Below are 15,569 nucleotides of genomic sequence, written 5' to 3'. Positions count from 1 at the left end.
TTTGGGCTGCCCTTGAATGCGGAAATATGCTTAATTTCAAGCGACGTTTTCAAATGGGAAAATTATGGGTGCTACACGAATCTTGATTGCCGGAATAGGAGGGGTGGGCGGCTTCTTTGGAGGCCTGCTAGCCAAACAATTTGAGGACAACCAAAGGGTAGAGGTGAGCTTTTTGGCGCGCGGTGCACATCTGAAGAAAATCCAGGAGGCTGGCTTAACGGTAATTGAGGGCAAAGAGCAGTTTGTGGCCGTTCCTAAATTGGCCTCGGACAATGCCAGCGAAATTGGCGAGGTGGACTATATTATTGTCTGCACCAAAAGTTATGATCTGGAGCAGACCATAGAACAATTGGCTCCCTGTATTGGCCCACAAACGGTGATCCTGCCCCTGCTCAACGGGGTGGACTGTAGGGATCGCATCCAAAAATTGTTGCCCAACAACCTGGTGTGCGATGGCTGTGTGTACATTATTGCCCGACTCTCCCGCCCAGGGGTGGTGGAGAACCTGAGCAACATTAAAAAGCTGTTCTTTGGGATGGAGGGCGGTTCCGATGCCCGACTGTATGCCCTGGAGAACCTATTACGAAAGGCTGGGGTAGCGGTGACCCTGACCCCACATATTGAAAAGGTGATCTGGGAAAAGTTTGTCTTTATCTCGGTAATGGCCACGGCCACCACCTATTTTGATGCCCCAGTGGGCCCCATACTTGCGGATGCCGATAAACGAAACACGGTTACCGCTCTGGTAAACGAAGTGGCCCAAGTGGCCCAGGCCAAGGGCATTGCCATCTCCAACAATATGCCCGAAAAGGTGCTGGCCAAACTGGAAACCCTGCCCAGCGCGGCCACCTCTTCCTTACATTCTGATTTCCAAAACAAAAAAGCCGATACTGAAGTGCAAAGTTTGGTGGGTTATGTGGTTGAGGCGGCGCACCAGCTAAGTGTTGAGGTGTCGACTTACCGACAATTGTTTTCAGAAATCCAAGGAAGAGATTAGTATGGGGGTTCTGCACTAGTGCTCTGAAAAACCCTGTACTTGTTTTTCTGGTATATATTTTGTACGTTTACATGTACAATATTTTGTACATTTCAATTCGTTTTCATGAGAGCCATAACCATATCCGCTTTGCGAAAGAACATGAAGAAGCATTTTGACTTCGTCTCCAAATCCTTGGAGATCATTGTTGTGCCCAGAAGTAAGGAGGAAGATGCTGTGGTGATCATGCCGATCAGCGAGTACAATGCATTGAAGGAAACGGAACATTTATTATCCACAAAGGCCAATAGGGAAAGGCTTAGGGAATCTATGGAGCAAATAAATAATGGGGATTTGATCCAATACCACGAAGACGAAATTGAAGCCACCCCTGAATGAACATTAATTTTACCGCCCACGGATGGGAAGATTTTGGCTATTGGCTGGAAACCGATACCGATACGGCCATCAAAATAAAGGAGCTTATTAAATCCATTAAACAAAACCCTTTTAAAGGCTTGGGAAAACCGGAACCGTTAAGACATGGGCTAAAAGGTTTTTGGTCTAGAAGAATTACTGGGGAACACCGACTGGCATATAGGGTAACTGGCAAAAAGGGGGTTGACCAACAATGCATTATCATCCAATGCAGGTTTCATTATGACGATAAGTAAAGTGCTAGGTATTGTCAGCAATGGCACCGTATGTTCCAAAAGCTTTAGCTGGGACACATCACAAATAAAACCTTGTATATGCGCTGTCCTGCCAAAAGGACATGGGTGACACATACTGCCAAAAAAGCTAATCCTCTCATTGCTAGCCAAGCGGAAAAATATTGCATTTAGGGTACGGTTATTGCTCGGTTGTTTTCTCATTTATCAAATCAAAAAACAATCAAGATTTCCCCATGGATTTTAAAATTCCCAGCTTTTCGCTAGCGCTTTTGGCGCTCCTTTCCGCATGTTCAAATGACGATGACACCAACAACACTGACCCATCAACCGAGATATACATTCCGGATGCCCAGTTTGAATCCAAGCTGATCAGTTTGGGGATTGACTCCGATGGGGTGGTTAACCAAACAGTCCTTAAAACTGATGCTGCCCAGGTGGAGTATTTGGATATATCCAGCCAAACCGAATCCGATGAAATTCATGACCTTACAGGCATTGAAGGTTTTACCAACTTGAAACGACTTTTTGCCATTAGTAACCGTTTGTCCACAATCGACTTAAGCCAGAATGTACTTTTGGACACGCTAAATTTGGCCGGAAACGATCTGACCACCATAGATCTAAGCAAAAACACAGAACTATTGCTGCTGGATCTAAAAGTAAATGACTTAACTGAAGTGTCCGGTTTGTCCACAGCCACAAAGTTGGACATGCTAAACCTTTCCTTTAATTTTTTGGAAAGCTATACTATAGAAAATCCAAGCTTGGTTCATATTGTGATCAGTAATAACCAACTGCAAACCTTTGACACCAGTTTGGCAGTGGCTTTGGAAAGTATATATGCGCCGACAAATAAAGTAGCCCAATTGGATCTTACCCATAACCCTTTGTTGGAGACCATAGATGTAGGAGATAGCCAATTGACCCAAATTGATTTTGGCGAAAAGGAGCACCTGAATTATCTATCCTGTTTTAGCAACTTGTTGTCCAATCTTGATGTAAGTGATTTTGGGGAATTGTACTATTTGAGCGCCAACCGAAATCCGGATTTGTGGTGCATTAAAATCAATGATGGCCAAAACATAGATACCCTTAAATTATCGGAATATCAGCAAACCAGTGAGGTTTGCGAGTGGTAGACGTACCTTATTTATGGATTAGGGTTCCGGCAATTTCGAATCTGGATTTATGTGGGTGGGTATAAATTTTGATTGATATGGTTATCCTTGGAAAAGAAATGTTATTTTACTGTAACAGTTTGATTTTTAAGGACTCATTAGTTAAACAACTAATTAACCACATCATGAAAAGATTCCGTTCCTGTTTGCCGATCCACATCCTTTTTTGCGCTTTTTTATCGACCATTTTTTTGGCATCATCCTGTCAAAATTCAAAATCAACTGAAATAATTGATACCGATGCCGCTATTGCATATGCCGTACCTATGGATGACATTGAAGTAGATGGAAATCTTTCGGAATGGCCTGCAGATGTCATTTCGTATCCAATCAAAAATGCAGAATTAGGTACTGCACCCGACAGCCATGAAGATTTTCAAGGTAATTTTCGAATTGGCTATAACGCAGCACAAAGTGAGATATATATTGCCATGGAAATTTCAGATGAATCCCTGGTCGTAGAGTCCCCTGAGTTATCGTTTTGGGACAATCAGGATGGTTTGGAGTTGTATATCAACGAAGAAAGTTTAAAATCGGGATCTCCGGTAACCCAGTATAGCGAATACGGTAACGATCGCAATGCTTATGGGGCAAGAACTGCTTGGGATAAGGTTGAGATGGTCAAAAGCATGACTGATACGGGAAAGACGGTGGAGTGGAAGGTAAAACTGGACAGGAATATTGAAGAAGGCATGTCCCTGGGAATGGATCTGGTGGTGGTTGATAAAGACGAAGATGACAGCTTTACCTGGTTTTCTTGGGGCAGGGGAACGCAAAAAGTAGCAAACCCTGACCGATTGGGCAATGTAATTTTTATTGCTGATGCCACCGAAATTGGATTGGTCAAGGGTAAGGTAGACACCTCCGGAATAAATGAAACTCCAGTTCCTATTAGCATCAGAATGAGCAGTCTGGACAATGAAAACATGTGGGTGCAGACCGTAGTGGATTCCACAGGAAAATTTTCCGTGCCCTTGCCCATTGGGGATTATCAAATAGAAGTTCCAACTAAAATTGTTCAAGTTGATTATAGATACTACAGAATGGCCCCTACAACACCGGTGCCTTTTTCATTGCACAAGGAAGGTCATGATTCCATTCCCACCTTGAAGGTCAAGATGCTTCCAGAACCTGATATGATTCCTAAGGTAGGGTTGCTGCATGATTTTGATGAGCAATCAAAAGAAAAGGTGGATCAGATCATTGAAGGCTATCAAGCACATTACAATATTCCAGGGGTATCAATGGCATTGATCAAGGATGGAAAAGTGGTGTATCATAAAACTTATGGGGTAAAAAATTCGGTGACCAAAGAGCCTGTTGAGGAAAAGACACTATTTGAAGCCGCCTCGATCACCAAGCCCGTTTTTGCCTTTGTGGTGCTAAGGTTGGCGGATCGTAATATCATTGATATGGACAAGCCGTTGCATGAATATCTACCATTTGAGCAGCTTGATGACTATCCAGAATATAAAAAGATGACGGCCAGACACGTATTGATACATCGAAGCGGCCTGCCCAATTGGGGAATTGATATGATTGCTGCACCCGGAGAAAAATATGGTTACTCGGGAGAAGGCTTTGAATATCTTAAACGTGTGGTTGTTAAAATTACCGGCAAAACCATAGAGCAAATCCTTGACGAGGAATTGATAGCACCGAATGGCCTGTACCACATGGAGTTTAGTGATAGTGAAGCTTTGCGTGCAGCAGTTTCCGATGGACATGTAGGAGGTCAACCTACCAATTGGGGCATTCCCCAAGAAGCTGGCATGGCATTTAGCATGCATACAGAAGCAAAAGCTTTTGCCAGATACGCCCTTACCATTTTAGAGCGAAAAGGATTGAAACCAAGCACCTATTCTGAATTTTTGGAAATTCACACCGAGTCTAACCCCGAATACTGGAATATCCCTGATAAGAAGGAGGGGGCTGGTCTCGGTATATTTATTCGAAAAACGGATTATGGCGATACGTTTTACCATGGTGGAAACAATGGAGACTTCAAATGCCAATTTGAAATTTACGACAAGTTAAAATTGGGCTACATCATATATACCAATTCCGATACCGGAAGTGAGCTTACCATGGATGCCTGGCAAATCTTTGTTGAGGGAAAAAAAGAAGGGAACTAGTGTAACGGTTTACCGATTCATTTTCATACATACTAGAATATAGATTACCATATCTATTGGGAAGTTTGGCAAATTTCCAGTGTAACCCAGACGGCCAACTTAAAAAATGGCACAGATTGCATGCTGACCAGATATTTATTATCTTGATAGTGAATCTGATAACTCCAAATTTTTCGACATCTTCTTGTTAGGTCGGCAGCACTTTTTATTTAGGATAAAGAGGTGCTAAATATCATGTTTTAAGAGTTAATAAATTGGGATTTTTATACGCTAAACACTTCTGGTTATGAAAGTATATGATGACAAACACATCAAGAACATCGTTTTTGTGGGAGCCCACAATAGTGGTAAGACCACCTTGGCCGAAACCATGCTTTTTGAGGCGGGCTTACTGAATAGACGGGGCACCGTGGAAGGTAAAAATACGGTATCGGATTATCATGAAATAGAGCACCAAAGAGGTGCTTCTGTTTTTGCAACCCCTTTGCACACCGAATGGCGGAATTACAAGATCAACATCATTGACACCCCTGGCCTTGATGATTTTATTGGTGAGATACTTTCTTCCATTAGGGTGGCTGATACCGTTGTCACCGTGATAAACGCTAGGCACGGGGTAGAGATAGGCACACAAATTATTTGGAACCATATTGACCTTTACAACAAGCCCACCTTATTTGTGGTCAACCAAATAGACCATAAGAATGCCAGTTTTGAGGATAGTTTTAAGGAGATCAAGGATTTAGTCGGCAACAATGCCGTTAAAATCCAATATCCTTTGGTCAATGATGGGGCACAGTGCATCCTTGATGTGTTGAAAATGAAAGTCTACAAATTTCCATCCCAAGGGGGAAAACCCGAAAAATTGCCCATTCCTGAGGACCAAAAAGAATTGGCAGATCAATTGCATAATGAACTGGTAGAAAAAGCAGCTGAGAACGACGAGGACCTGATGGAGCTATTTTTTGAAAAAGGTACATTGAGCGAGGATGAGATGCGCCAGGGAATCAAAGCCGGTATGCTGAACCATGAACTTTTTCCCGTTTTCTGTGTGTCAGCGCTTCAAGATATGGGTAGTGGCAGGCTCATGGGCTTTATTGATAATGTAGCTCCCGCGGCAGCCGACCTAAAGCCGGAACAGAGTGTGGAGGACAAAACTGTTTTGCGAACAATAGAGGCTCCAACGGCACTGTTCATTTTTAAAACGGTACACATGCCCAATCTTGGACAATTAACGTTCTTTAAAGTAAAATCCGGAGTAATCAATGCCAATGACAAACTTGTAAATTCTCGGACTGGAGAAACGGAAATCTTGCACCAACTCTTTATTATGGATGGAAAGAAACGGGAACCCGTTTCAAAACTGATGGTTGGTGATATTGGTGCGACCCTAAAATTGAAACATACCGAAACCAACGATACCCTATACAAACAAGGTCACCGCGTAACGATTAGACCCATAAGTTACCCAGAACCTAGAACCAGAAAATCTGTGGTTGCCCAAAAACAGGCCGATGAGGAAAAACTGAGCGATGCCCTAAAGAAAATACATAGCCAAGATCCTACTGTTGTGGTCACGTATTCCAAAGAGTTGAAACAACTGATTTTGAGCTGTCAGGGTGAGTTGCACTTGGCAACTATTGGATGGACCCTCGAAAATAGCTATGGCGTAAAAGCCGAATTTGAACAACCCAAGATTGCATATAGGGAAACCATAAAGCGTTCTTCCACTGCTAATTATAGACATAAAAAACAGTCAGGTGGGGCAGGGCAATTTGCCCAAGTACACCTTAAAATTGAACCATGGTATGAGGGTATACCGGAACCCGAGGGGTTCAATATTAGGGGAAAGGAAGAAATGGCGCTACCCTGGGGCGGCAAATTGGTTTTCTATAATTGCATAGTCGGAGGGGTGATAGACCTACGGTATTTGCCATCTATTAAAAAGGGAATTCTGGAGGTGATGGAATCAGGTCCGTTGACCGGTTCGTACATAAGGGATGTGCGGGTGATGGTTTATGACGGAAGGATGCACTCGGTGGATTCGAACGACATAGCTTTTAAAATAGCAGGTGCGCATGCCTTTAAAGCAGCATTTTTAAATGCCAAACCAAAATTATTGGAACCTATTCGAGAGTTAACCGTAAAAGTACCTGAAGAAATGGTGGGCAGTGTAATGACCGATCTACAATCCCGAAGGTCCATCATTCTTGGGATAGACAACGCTGACCGTTATCAGATTCTAAAATGCAACACCCCAGAGGTTGAGTTGTTCGGTTATTCTACAAACCTGCGTTCTTTGACACAGGGTAAAGCTACATTCAATTCCGTATTTTCTTCTTTTGAGGCAGTTCCTGACAATATCCAGCAAAGTTTGGTAAAAGTTTAACCAAGAGTTTTGCAGTTAAGATTTGTCCTGAAACCCTAGCTCAGATGCTGATATCAATAGTTTAGAATAATCCAGTTGGCATTGGCTACAAATTGCTTTTCGTCCACTGGATTTTTGAAAACCAGATAGAGTGCGCTTTGCTCAGCTGTGGGCTTCACAGGAATTTCATAGCTCTTGAAACCTTCATCCGACTCGTGGTAAAACCCAAGGGCCGTACTGCCAATAACCGTACCTTCGGGGGAATCTTCCCGAATCTCCAGCACCCCCTTATAGTTGTACCCAGAAATATAGAAGGCTGAAAAACTAATACTTTTTAAGCCGCTCAGATTGATGTTTTCAAAACCGATATAGCTATCGTGTTTGATGGAACCCACAAGACCGGCACCTCCTGCTTCCCATTCCCCAACATCATCGCTTAATTCGTCTGCTTCTTCCGCCTCAAGTTTGGAAGTTGTAAAAATCATCTGCGAGCTTGTGGCTAAAGCGGAATTCGGAACCTCATCGTTACCTTGGTCCAAATAGGAGGCCATCAATACATATTTTCCACCGCTGTCCCCCTTTATATGTTCCTTGAAACGCACGGTTCCAGACAGGGGTAATAGTGTTTCTTCCACGTTTTCATCTGGGCTTAAGGACAGGATGTAGTCCACCATTTTCCCAATTTCTTCAATATCCAATTGTGGGTGGGCCGACATTAAGGACTCGCCCCAAACACCAGAACTTCCTTTTTTGACCCGATCAATCATATTATTGCGGTCGTCACTGCTATATTTTTCCGCAATCTCCATGTAACTTGGCCCATTTACCTTGACATCCACGGCATGACAGGCGGCACAATCGGTGGCATCCATGAGTACTTTCCCTTCGGGAACCACATTTTGCTGATGACCCAAAGTGGCCTTGATCATGTCCTCGCCTTCGGGAATATAGCTAAAGGTAACCTTGATTTGGTCTGCAGGGATGCTACCGCCGTCTGAACTACCATCTTCCGCATCGTTAACCGTAACCTTAAAAGCGACTTTTTTGTTGTTGAAATACATGGAATCCTTGGGCTCAATCTGTATTTGAAGCTCTGGAGCTGTATTGCCCACCAAAATCTTGGTGTTGGTCACATCTGAGTTCCCCAAGGGGTCGGTTACCTTTAATTGTACACTGTAAAGTCCTGCTTCCTCAAAAGTGTGAACTGGAGATTCTTCAGTGGATTCCACTTGAGAACTGTTAGAAAAAGACCATTCATAACTTAGCGCATCCCCATCATAATCTATAGAGGACGAACCTGAAAATTCAACGGATAGGGGAGCGGCCCCTATTTCTGTGTTGGACGTGATCTGTGCCACAGGTTTTAGGTTTCCTTCTATATAAGAAATTTGACTCAAGCGGGCATCCAGATTTCTGGAGTTCCATTTTTGACCGTATTCAAGCATGTACATCTTCCCGTCAGAACCAAAGATCATATCCATTGGGTGCGAAAACTCGGTACTGGGCATAAAGGGGTCGGCCTTAACATAGTTCTGTTCTTCATCCAGTGTCACCACATAGATCCAATCCCGCATCCATTCGTAGACAAACAGTTTGTTCTCAAAATACTTTGGGAAAGTACTTTCGGTGGCATTAGGATAATCGGAAGAGTGATACACCACACCGGCCATGGGATTTACTCCACCTTCGCCCAACCATGGAAACTCTTCCGAGCGGTCATAGGAATACCAAATCATGGATTCCTGGGCTGGAGGAAGCTCATGTATACCAGTATTGTTCGGCGAATCATTGATTAAATTATTAGGGTCAAACTTAGGCCCGGATTCTTCCTTGGCAAAGTCGTAATCGTTGTACAGTTGATTGTTACCACGGGTGTATGGCCAACCCCAGAATCCGGCTTCTCTGGCCTGGTCTATTTCGCCCATTCCCTTAGGGCCGCGGTCTTCGACTCCCTTTCCGGCATCAGGTCCAACATCACCCCAGTACACATAGCCGGTCTTGGAATCAATGTGGAATCTGAAAGGGTTACGACAGCCCATAACATAAATTTCAGCGCGGGTGTTGGGGGTTCCTTCTGGAAAGAGGTTCCCTTTGGGAATGGAGTATGTGCCATCATCCTCTGGCTTTATCCGTAGAATTTTACCTCGAAGGTCGTTGGTGTTGGCAGCGGATTTTTGGGCATCCCAAAGTGCCCTTCCCTTTTGCTCGTCTATGGGTGCAAATCCCTGGGATTCAAATGGATTGGTATTATCTCCTAAACCGATGAATAAATTTCCATCAGGTCCAAATTCCAAGCCGCCGCCACTGTGGCAGCACTCGCGTATCAGCGGAATCTCCAACAAGATTTTTTCGGAATCCAGGTCCAGGACATCATCTTTAAGGGTAAATCGGGAGACATGTTGTTCCACCTTTTCTGCGGACGAATAGAAGAGATAAATCCAGTTGTTCTTTTCATAATTTGGGTCCACCGCCATTCCCAAAAGCCCATCTTCATTGCCATAAAACAGGTCCAATTTTGCAATTACCTTGGTGGATGCTGTTTTGAAATCGTATAGTTTAAGACTGCCTCTTCGCTCAATGAATAAAATTCCCCTGCCCGGCAACTCGGCCAACTCCATGGGTTCATCCAGATTAAAATCCAGGATTTTCTTGGTAAATCGGTTCTCTAGCGGAACTCTGTCGGTTTTGACTTTGCTGTAATCCAATGAGCGATTGCCCATGGCATAGTTTATCCCGCCCATGAGATGTTTTAGAAAGGTCTCATCTGTAAAAGTTTCATCGGTATGGCCCATGGCGGTGTAGAAAGCACGCCCTCCGTCGTAATCATGATGCCAAGAAATGGGATGGTGCTCTCCGTGATTTCCGCCTTCATAAGTGTTTTCATCAATCTCAATCAGAACATTAACATCTTTATTAAAACTCTTAAAGTTGTACCATTCATCTTCCTTGACCCAAGTACTATCAAGCATTTGGGTGCTGGAATGCGTTCCGTCGATAATATTTAAAGTAGCAGGTTGCACAGCTGGATGTCCCATGAAATAGGCGCCCACCAATTCGTTAAACCATGGCCAGTCGTACTCCGTGTCTGTTGCGGCATGAACTCCAACAAAACCGCCACCAGCCTGAATATAGCGTTCAAAATCGGCTTGCTGAACTGCATTCAAGATGTCACCTGTGGTATTTAGAAAGACCACAGCGTCATAATTTTTCAAGGAATCTTCTACGATGTATGACACATCCTCAGTGGCGACCACCTGAAGGCCGTTCTCTGTTCCTAGTTTTTGCAGGGCTACAATTCCAGCCTCAATGGAACCATGCCTAAAGCCTTCGGTTTTGCTCAATACCAATATCTCCTTTTGTTTTTTACCACAGGAAACTGCGGTGAGGAGCACCAAAAGTGCCACTACATATTTTGTCACGCTCATAGTCTTGCCGTTCGAAATTTATTTTAAACAAGGAAAATTAAGGATTTATAGTCTCTTTCCTGTGTATAATTGCCCGTTGAAATATTTTATACAATGTAGACCGATGTTTATGTATCGGTAAAGTCAATTTCTATTCATTGGCTGTTCCAAAGATATTCCCCCAGATATGACCATAGACTTCCGTAGGAAGTAGGGTTTCGCTGTCCTGCTTCCCTTTGTCAGAACTGTGTATGAAAACCGGATAATATTCCTCGGAAATGTTGATGGCACCATGAGATCCTTTGATCAAATTGGCATCCAGTGGAATCATATTGAACAAGCTCCTAAATCCGAGTTTTTTCTTTAGCAGTTTCCATCCAATTCGTGCTAACATCAAATTTTTATTGGGATCCGTGAACATTTCCACCGGATCATATCCCGGTTTTTTATGGATATCCACGGTTCTGGCAAAGTCTGGCGCTTTAGCATCATCCAGCCAATAATAATAGGTAAACCAGTATTCTTGTTTTGAAACTATCACTAGGTCGCCTGACCGTTCATGATCTAGATGATGATCCTTTTTGTTATCGGAATCCAGGACTAAATCTATTTCTGGACAATTTTCAAGGAGTCTTTTAACTTCTTGCAATTTGCCTTTGGCATTTACGTAGATGTGTGCAATTTGATGATCTGCCATGGCGAAAGCATCACAGGCTCCTGGGTCCAAAATTTCCAATCCATTTTCTTCCCTAACTTTTATATATCCTTTTTTCCTCAACAATCGGTTGATGTGAATTGGCCCTTTTACTGGGGTGATGCCATATCCTGAAAGTACAATGGGGTCAATTCCTTTTACCTCATAAAACTCAATAAGGTCTTTTAGGACCGCATCCAACTCCTTTAGATGCTGATAAATGATGTCTTGGTCATTATGCTTTTGCAACACATAGTCCAAATGAGGCAGATAGATTAACTGCAAGGTTGGTTCGTGCCAAGTATGCACTAATTTGGAGGCATCAGCAATCCACTGGGAGGATTTAATATTGGCCGTTGGCCCCCAAAAATTAAATAGTGGGAAAGTGCCCAATTCCTTTTGCAGCTTATCCCTTAGTTCTGGGGGATTGGAATAGCAATCGGGAATCTTTTGTCCGTCTGCCCTGTATTGCGGTCTTGGGGTCACGTTAAAGTCTGAATTGGAATACATATTATACCACCAAAACATATTGGAGCAGCTAAAGTTGGAATTCTCCGCTTTGGCCTTGTCCCATATCTTTACGGACTGCACCAAGTGATTGGACTGTCTCCACAACTTCACCTCACACTCATCCTTAAAGTACCAGCCGTTGGCCACAATCCCATGTTCTGAAGGCCATTTTCCGGTCAAATAGGTGGATTGGGCAGAACAAGTTACTGCCGGAAGCACTGGTTTTATCTTGGAAAGTCTTTTGTTTTTTATCCACTGGGTCAAAAACAAATCTTCATGTTGAAGTAGGGAAGAAGAGAGTCCAACCACATTGATGACCGCAGTTTGTTTCATGCTTTACTTCTGATTAAGATTCCAATTGTTTCAGGACCCATTGCAGTTCCCTTACAATGGAACTTGTTATATCCGTTTGTAAATGCTCTGGCAAAATGGTCCAGGTATAGGTTTCAACCTCCAGATGACTGCTATAAGAAATTTCTTGCCATAGTTTCAAAGCTTTGACAATGTCGTTTTGGGTGGATTCCAATACTTGAAAATCTGGGATAAAAATGGGGATATGGAAATGCGCCCGCAGTTCCTTAAAATTTTCGCTGGTCATGGCATGTATGCCCTCTTGAAGGTCGGGATAACGGTCCAGGTTTCCATCCTCACGCTGCACCACTGCTTGATGCAGGTAAACTGGTTCATCAAATTGTTGCAGGCAATCCTGCTGTTCTTTGATGGAAATATCTGGAGAACGTCTACTTTTAAGCGCAGCGCTAATCTGTATTTTCCCAACTTTAATGCCCTGTTCCTGAAATTGTGCCATAACGTCCTTTGGTTCTTCATAGGCCAACGAGAAATGGCAGACATCATAACAGATTTGAATGTGGTCCAAAATGTGCTTACGTGCATCGGACTGGGAACATTTTAGTTTTTCCTGCAATACCACCACACCCGTTTTGAGCAAATGATCTTGATAAAAGGAAATGACTTCTTGGGTATTTTCCAAAACCCCGTCCGGTTCCGGTTCAATATCGATGTGTATGGTTTTGCCTTGTTGATTTTTGATTCTGACCAGATCTTCAACCACTGACATAAGGGATAGGGTAGCTTTGTTTTTTACCTCTTCAATCTGCTCGTTGGTTTTGAACCAATATTTATAGGAGAGGGGGGAAGTTGAAATTCCACCTTCCATGCCTTCTGGAAGCAGATGGGCGAGAATTTTCACCAGACTTTTTGTGTATACCACTCGGTCTGCCGTTGTCCAATCGGGAGTATGGACCTGGTCTTTTACTGTAACATGATGAAAATCGCCATAAGGGAAACCATTCATGGTAAATACATATAAATTGTGGGCATCCAACCAAGACTTGAAATGGTCTAATTGATTTCCTTGAATCAATTCTTCCGCGCTACGTCTCGATAATCGTAAACCAATACCAAAGGCTTGATTGTTGGAAACCTTATTTTTTACTTCCAAGCCATATGTTTGCAAACTGGCAAAGACTTCTTCCCAACTTTCTCCAGGATGAATATTGGTGCAGTAGGTTAAATGAGCATTCTGTTCAATTTGCATTACATCTCAATTTTTTGCGCACTGTACTGTTGCACATAATTCATCGCCTCCAGAACCAGTTCCTCATCCATTTCATGGACTTCAAACCCTTTGCCAATGGCGTTGAGCAACATAATGGTAAGCTGTCCGCCCAAATGCTCTCTAAATTCTTCAAGTCCTTGTATGACCTGGTCATTAAGTTCTGGGTGATGCAGTTCAAATCCCAAAGTAGTCATCAGATTCAAAATGCGATAAAGAGATGGCTGGTTCAGATATCCTTTTAGCTGCGAATAGGTACTGTCCAGAGCAATACCAATGGCCACCGCTTCTCCATGACGTAACGAAAAATGGGATAATTGTTCCAATTTATGGGCAGCCCAATGTCCAAAATCCAGTGGACGGGATGATCCTTGTTCAAAGGCATCACCAGAAGTTCGGATGTGCTGCATATGCAAATCCGCACAACGATAGATGAGCTCGTCCATTACTTCCATATTGCGATTGGCCAAGGCGTCTGCCTCCGTTTCGATCCACTCGAAGAAATCCAAATCCATGATCAAGGCTACTTTAATGGCCTCTGCTATTCCAGATCTCCAATCCCGGTCATCCAAAGTGGTGAGGAAAGTGGCATCATTTATAACCGCATACGGACTGGCGAAACAGCCTGTGAAATTCTTTTTTCCATAAGAATTAATCCCATTTTTCACCCCAATACCAGAGTCGTTTTGGGATAAAACCGTAGTGGGTATTCTAATATGTCTAACACCGCGATGTGCTATCGCGGCAGCAAAACCCACAGCATCCAAAACCGCACCTCCGCCTATGGCAATGATATACGAATGCCTATCAATCCCAAATCGGTTCACCTTGTCCAAAATGGATTTGATGAGAGCTTCATCATTTTTAGCGGCCTCCCCACCTGGAATTTCCAAAATATCCCCTTGAAGGGCAATGGACTTACCGAAATTATCAAAGTAATTTTCAATAGCTGGTAACAGCGTAGGATGGGCATCTTTAACTCCACTATCCACCACAACAAGCGCTTTGCTGGTGTTCATTGCATTTTCCGACAGTAGTTTGTGGAGAATTGTATTGTCCACATCGAAAATCTGGTGGGTAAACAACACCTTAAATTGAAAACTCACTTGAAACTTCTGCTCTAATGTTCTTTCCTTTTTCATAATTTCTTTCTGCATAACAAATTAGGTCACCGCAAATCTTTTAGCCAGATATATGGACAGGGGCAGCAGGCAAAGCGTAGCCAATCCCAAATACATGGAACCAAAACCCGCTACATAGCTTGCATTTAGGGGGATAAGCGACAAAACCCCAGTTTTTACTGCATTTTTAATGGCTATTGGATGATTATGCCGAATCGCCTTAAGCTTCGCCAAAAAGTTTACTCCATACCAAAATACTATAAATATGGAAGCTGATTTTAATGAAAAGTTAAAGTATCGGCCTAATAGTAAGATACCGGCTACTATAGTTGCATCCAATACCATGGCAACCATTATAGCTCTTTTGTTCTTTCCTTGGCTTTCCTTTTGTGCGGTTAGGGTGATGGCCGCTACAAAGATTATGGGCAGTAATCCAATCCAAAGAAATTGCGAAGGAATAGGCTGTACAATGCTCATACCCAACAGAAGATTAGAGCCCCTGCACGCCCCCATATTTAATGGGCCCAAAACTAAATTGTGTTTGCTGTATTTGTCATAGAGAAAGGCCAACAGAGCAATGACCGTAGCCAAGCCACCACTTAAAATTGATGCCCCAAAAGCTGCAAGGATTCCGACTAAGAAAAGTAAGGTGCCAAAGCGTTTGGCTTGGTTTAGGCTGACCCTTCCCGAAGGAATTACTCTCTCCGGTCTATGGATTTTGTCCTGCTCAATGTCGAAGACGTCATTAAAAACAATTCCTCCGCCATATAAACAGGAGGTGGAAAGAATCAACAGGCACAGATTCAAGATAACCTCCTGATTCCAAACATCAAGGGTAAAGAGACCTGTTATGGCCACTCCCGCAATGATATCCGCTATGGCCGTTACAATATTGGCAGGCCTTATCAGCTGTATATACCCGTACCATTGCAT

11 protein-coding genes are annotated in these 15,569 nt (G+C 43.2%); 6 read left to right on the top strand and 5 right to left on the bottom strand.

Features of this window, described 5'->3' with window-relative positions; all coding sequences use genetic code 11:
• The first annotated feature begins 64 nt into the window (after positions 1-64).
• From FGG15_RS03125 to FGG15_RS03100, 6 genes are all read left to right on the top strand, one after another.
• On the top strand, positions 65-997 hold the full coding sequence (locus FGG15_RS03125) for a ketopantoate reductase family protein (protein ID WP_138833115.1): 933 nt from the start codon (positions 65-67) through the stop codon (positions 995-997).
• Positions 998-1,102: 105 nt separating this feature from the next.
• On the top strand, positions 1,103-1,375 hold the full coding sequence (locus tag FGG15_RS03120) for a type II toxin-antitoxin system Phd/YefM family antitoxin (RefSeq protein ID WP_138833112.1): 273 nt from the start codon (positions 1,103-1,105) through the stop codon (positions 1,373-1,375).
• On the top strand, positions 1,372-1,650 hold the full coding sequence (locus tag FGG15_RS03115; RefSeq protein WP_138833110.1) for a Txe/YoeB family addiction module toxin: 279 nt from the start codon (positions 1,372-1,374) through the stop codon (positions 1,648-1,650). Before FGG15_RS03120 ends, FGG15_RS03115 begins: the two co-directional genes overlap by 4 nt.
• A gap of 233 nt (positions 1,651-1,883) precedes the next feature.
• Entirely contained in the window at positions 1,884-2,789 is a 906-nt protein-coding gene (locus FGG15_RS03110; protein ID WP_138833108.1) for a leucine-rich repeat domain-containing protein, read from the top strand.
• Between the two features lie 164 nt (positions 2,790-2,953).
• A complete protein-coding gene (locus FGG15_RS03105) occupies positions 2,954-4,963 on the top strand; it encodes a serine hydrolase (RefSeq protein WP_161991910.1) in 2,010 nt (669 codons plus the stop codon).
• A 286-nt stretch (positions 4,964-5,249) separates the two neighbouring features.
• Positions 5,250-7,352, top strand: a complete 2,103-nt coding sequence (locus tag FGG15_RS03100) for an elongation factor G (protein WP_138833104.1) — start codon at positions 5,250-5,252, stop codon at positions 7,350-7,352.
• A 53-nt stretch (positions 7,353-7,405) separates the two neighbouring features.
• On the opposite strand, the gene FGG15_RS03095 is transcribed toward FGG15_RS03100, so the two are convergent.
• The 5 genes from FGG15_RS03095 to eboC form a co-directional block, all read right to left on the bottom strand.
• A complete protein-coding gene (locus FGG15_RS03095) occupies positions 7,406-10,756 on the bottom strand; it encodes a ThuA domain-containing protein (protein ID WP_138833102.1) in 3,351 nt (1,116 codons plus the stop codon).
• A 130-nt stretch (positions 10,757-10,886) separates the two neighbouring features.
• The gene (locus FGG15_RS03090; protein WP_138833099.1) at positions 10,887-12,272 is read right to left on the bottom strand and encodes an alkaline phosphatase family protein; all 1,386 of its coding nucleotides are present in this window, start codon (positions 12,270-12,272) and stop codon (positions 10,887-10,889) included.
• A gap of 13 nt (positions 12,273-12,285) precedes the next feature.
• Positions 12,286-13,497, bottom strand: coding sequence for a metabolite traffic protein EboE (eboE, locus tag FGG15_RS03085; RefSeq protein WP_138833097.1), 1,212 nt, complete (start codon positions 13,495-13,497; stop codon positions 12,286-12,288).
• On the bottom strand, positions 13,497-14,657 hold the full coding sequence (locus tag FGG15_RS03080) for a 3-dehydroquinate synthase (protein WP_138833095.1): 1,161 nt from the start codon (positions 14,655-14,657) through the stop codon (positions 13,497-13,499). Before FGG15_RS03080 ends, eboE begins: the two co-directional genes overlap by 1 nt.
• 21 nt (positions 14,658-14,678) lie before the next feature.
• Positions 14,679-15,569, bottom strand: a complete 891-nt coding sequence (gene eboC / locus FGG15_RS03075) for a UbiA-like protein EboC (RefSeq protein ID WP_138833093.1) — start codon at positions 15,567-15,569, stop codon at positions 14,679-14,681.

It is taken from the genome of Flagellimonas algicola (assembly GCF_005937185.1).
In the GTDB taxonomy this organism is placed as follows: Bacteria; Bacteroidota; Bacteroidia; order Flavobacteriales; family Flavobacteriaceae; genus Flagellimonas; species Flagellimonas algicola.
Note: the sequence above shows the minus strand (reverse complement) of the source record. Positions and strands in the feature narration are given on the sequence as shown.

Bases quoted from the DNA above. Each gene is read 5' to 3' on its own strand.
- FGG15_RS03125 (WP_138833115.1), top strand. From the start codon at position 65: ATGGGTGCTACACGAATCTTGATTGCCGGAATAGGAGGGGTGGGCGGC.
- FGG15_RS03100 (WP_138833104.1), top strand. From the start codon at position 5,250: ATGAAAGTATATGATGACAAACACATCAAGAACATCGTTTTTGTGGGA.
- FGG15_RS03095 (WP_138833102.1), bottom strand. From the start codon at position 10,756: ATGAGCGTGACAAAATATGTAGTGGCACTTTTGGTGCTCCTCACCGCA.
- FGG15_RS03115 (WP_138833110.1), top strand. From the start codon at position 1,372: ATGAACATTAATTTTACCGCCCACGGATGGGAAGATTTTGGCTATTGG.
- eboC (WP_138833093.1), bottom strand. From the start codon at position 15,569: ATGCAATGGTACGGGTATATACAGCTGATAAGGCCTGCCAATATTGTA.
- eboE (WP_138833097.1), bottom strand. From the start codon at position 13,497: ATGCAAATTGAACAGAATGCTCATTTAACCTACTGCACCAATATTCAT.
- FGG15_RS03090 (WP_138833099.1), bottom strand. From the start codon at position 12,272: ATGAAACAAACTGCGGTCATCAATGTGGTTGGACTCTCTTCTTCCCTA.
- FGG15_RS03110 (WP_138833108.1), top strand. From the start codon at position 1,884: ATGGATTTTAAAATTCCCAGCTTTTCGCTAGCGCTTTTGGCGCTCCTT.
- FGG15_RS03105 (WP_161991910.1), top strand. From the start codon at position 2,954: ATGAAAAGATTCCGTTCCTGTTTGCCGATCCACATCCTTTTTTGCGCT.
- FGG15_RS03080 (WP_138833095.1), bottom strand. From the start codon at position 14,657: ATGAAAAAGGAAAGAACATTAGAGCAGAAGTTTCAAGTGAGTTTTCAA.
- FGG15_RS03120 (WP_138833112.1), top strand. From the start codon at position 1,103: ATGAGAGCCATAACCATATCCGCTTTGCGAAAGAACATGAAGAAGCAT.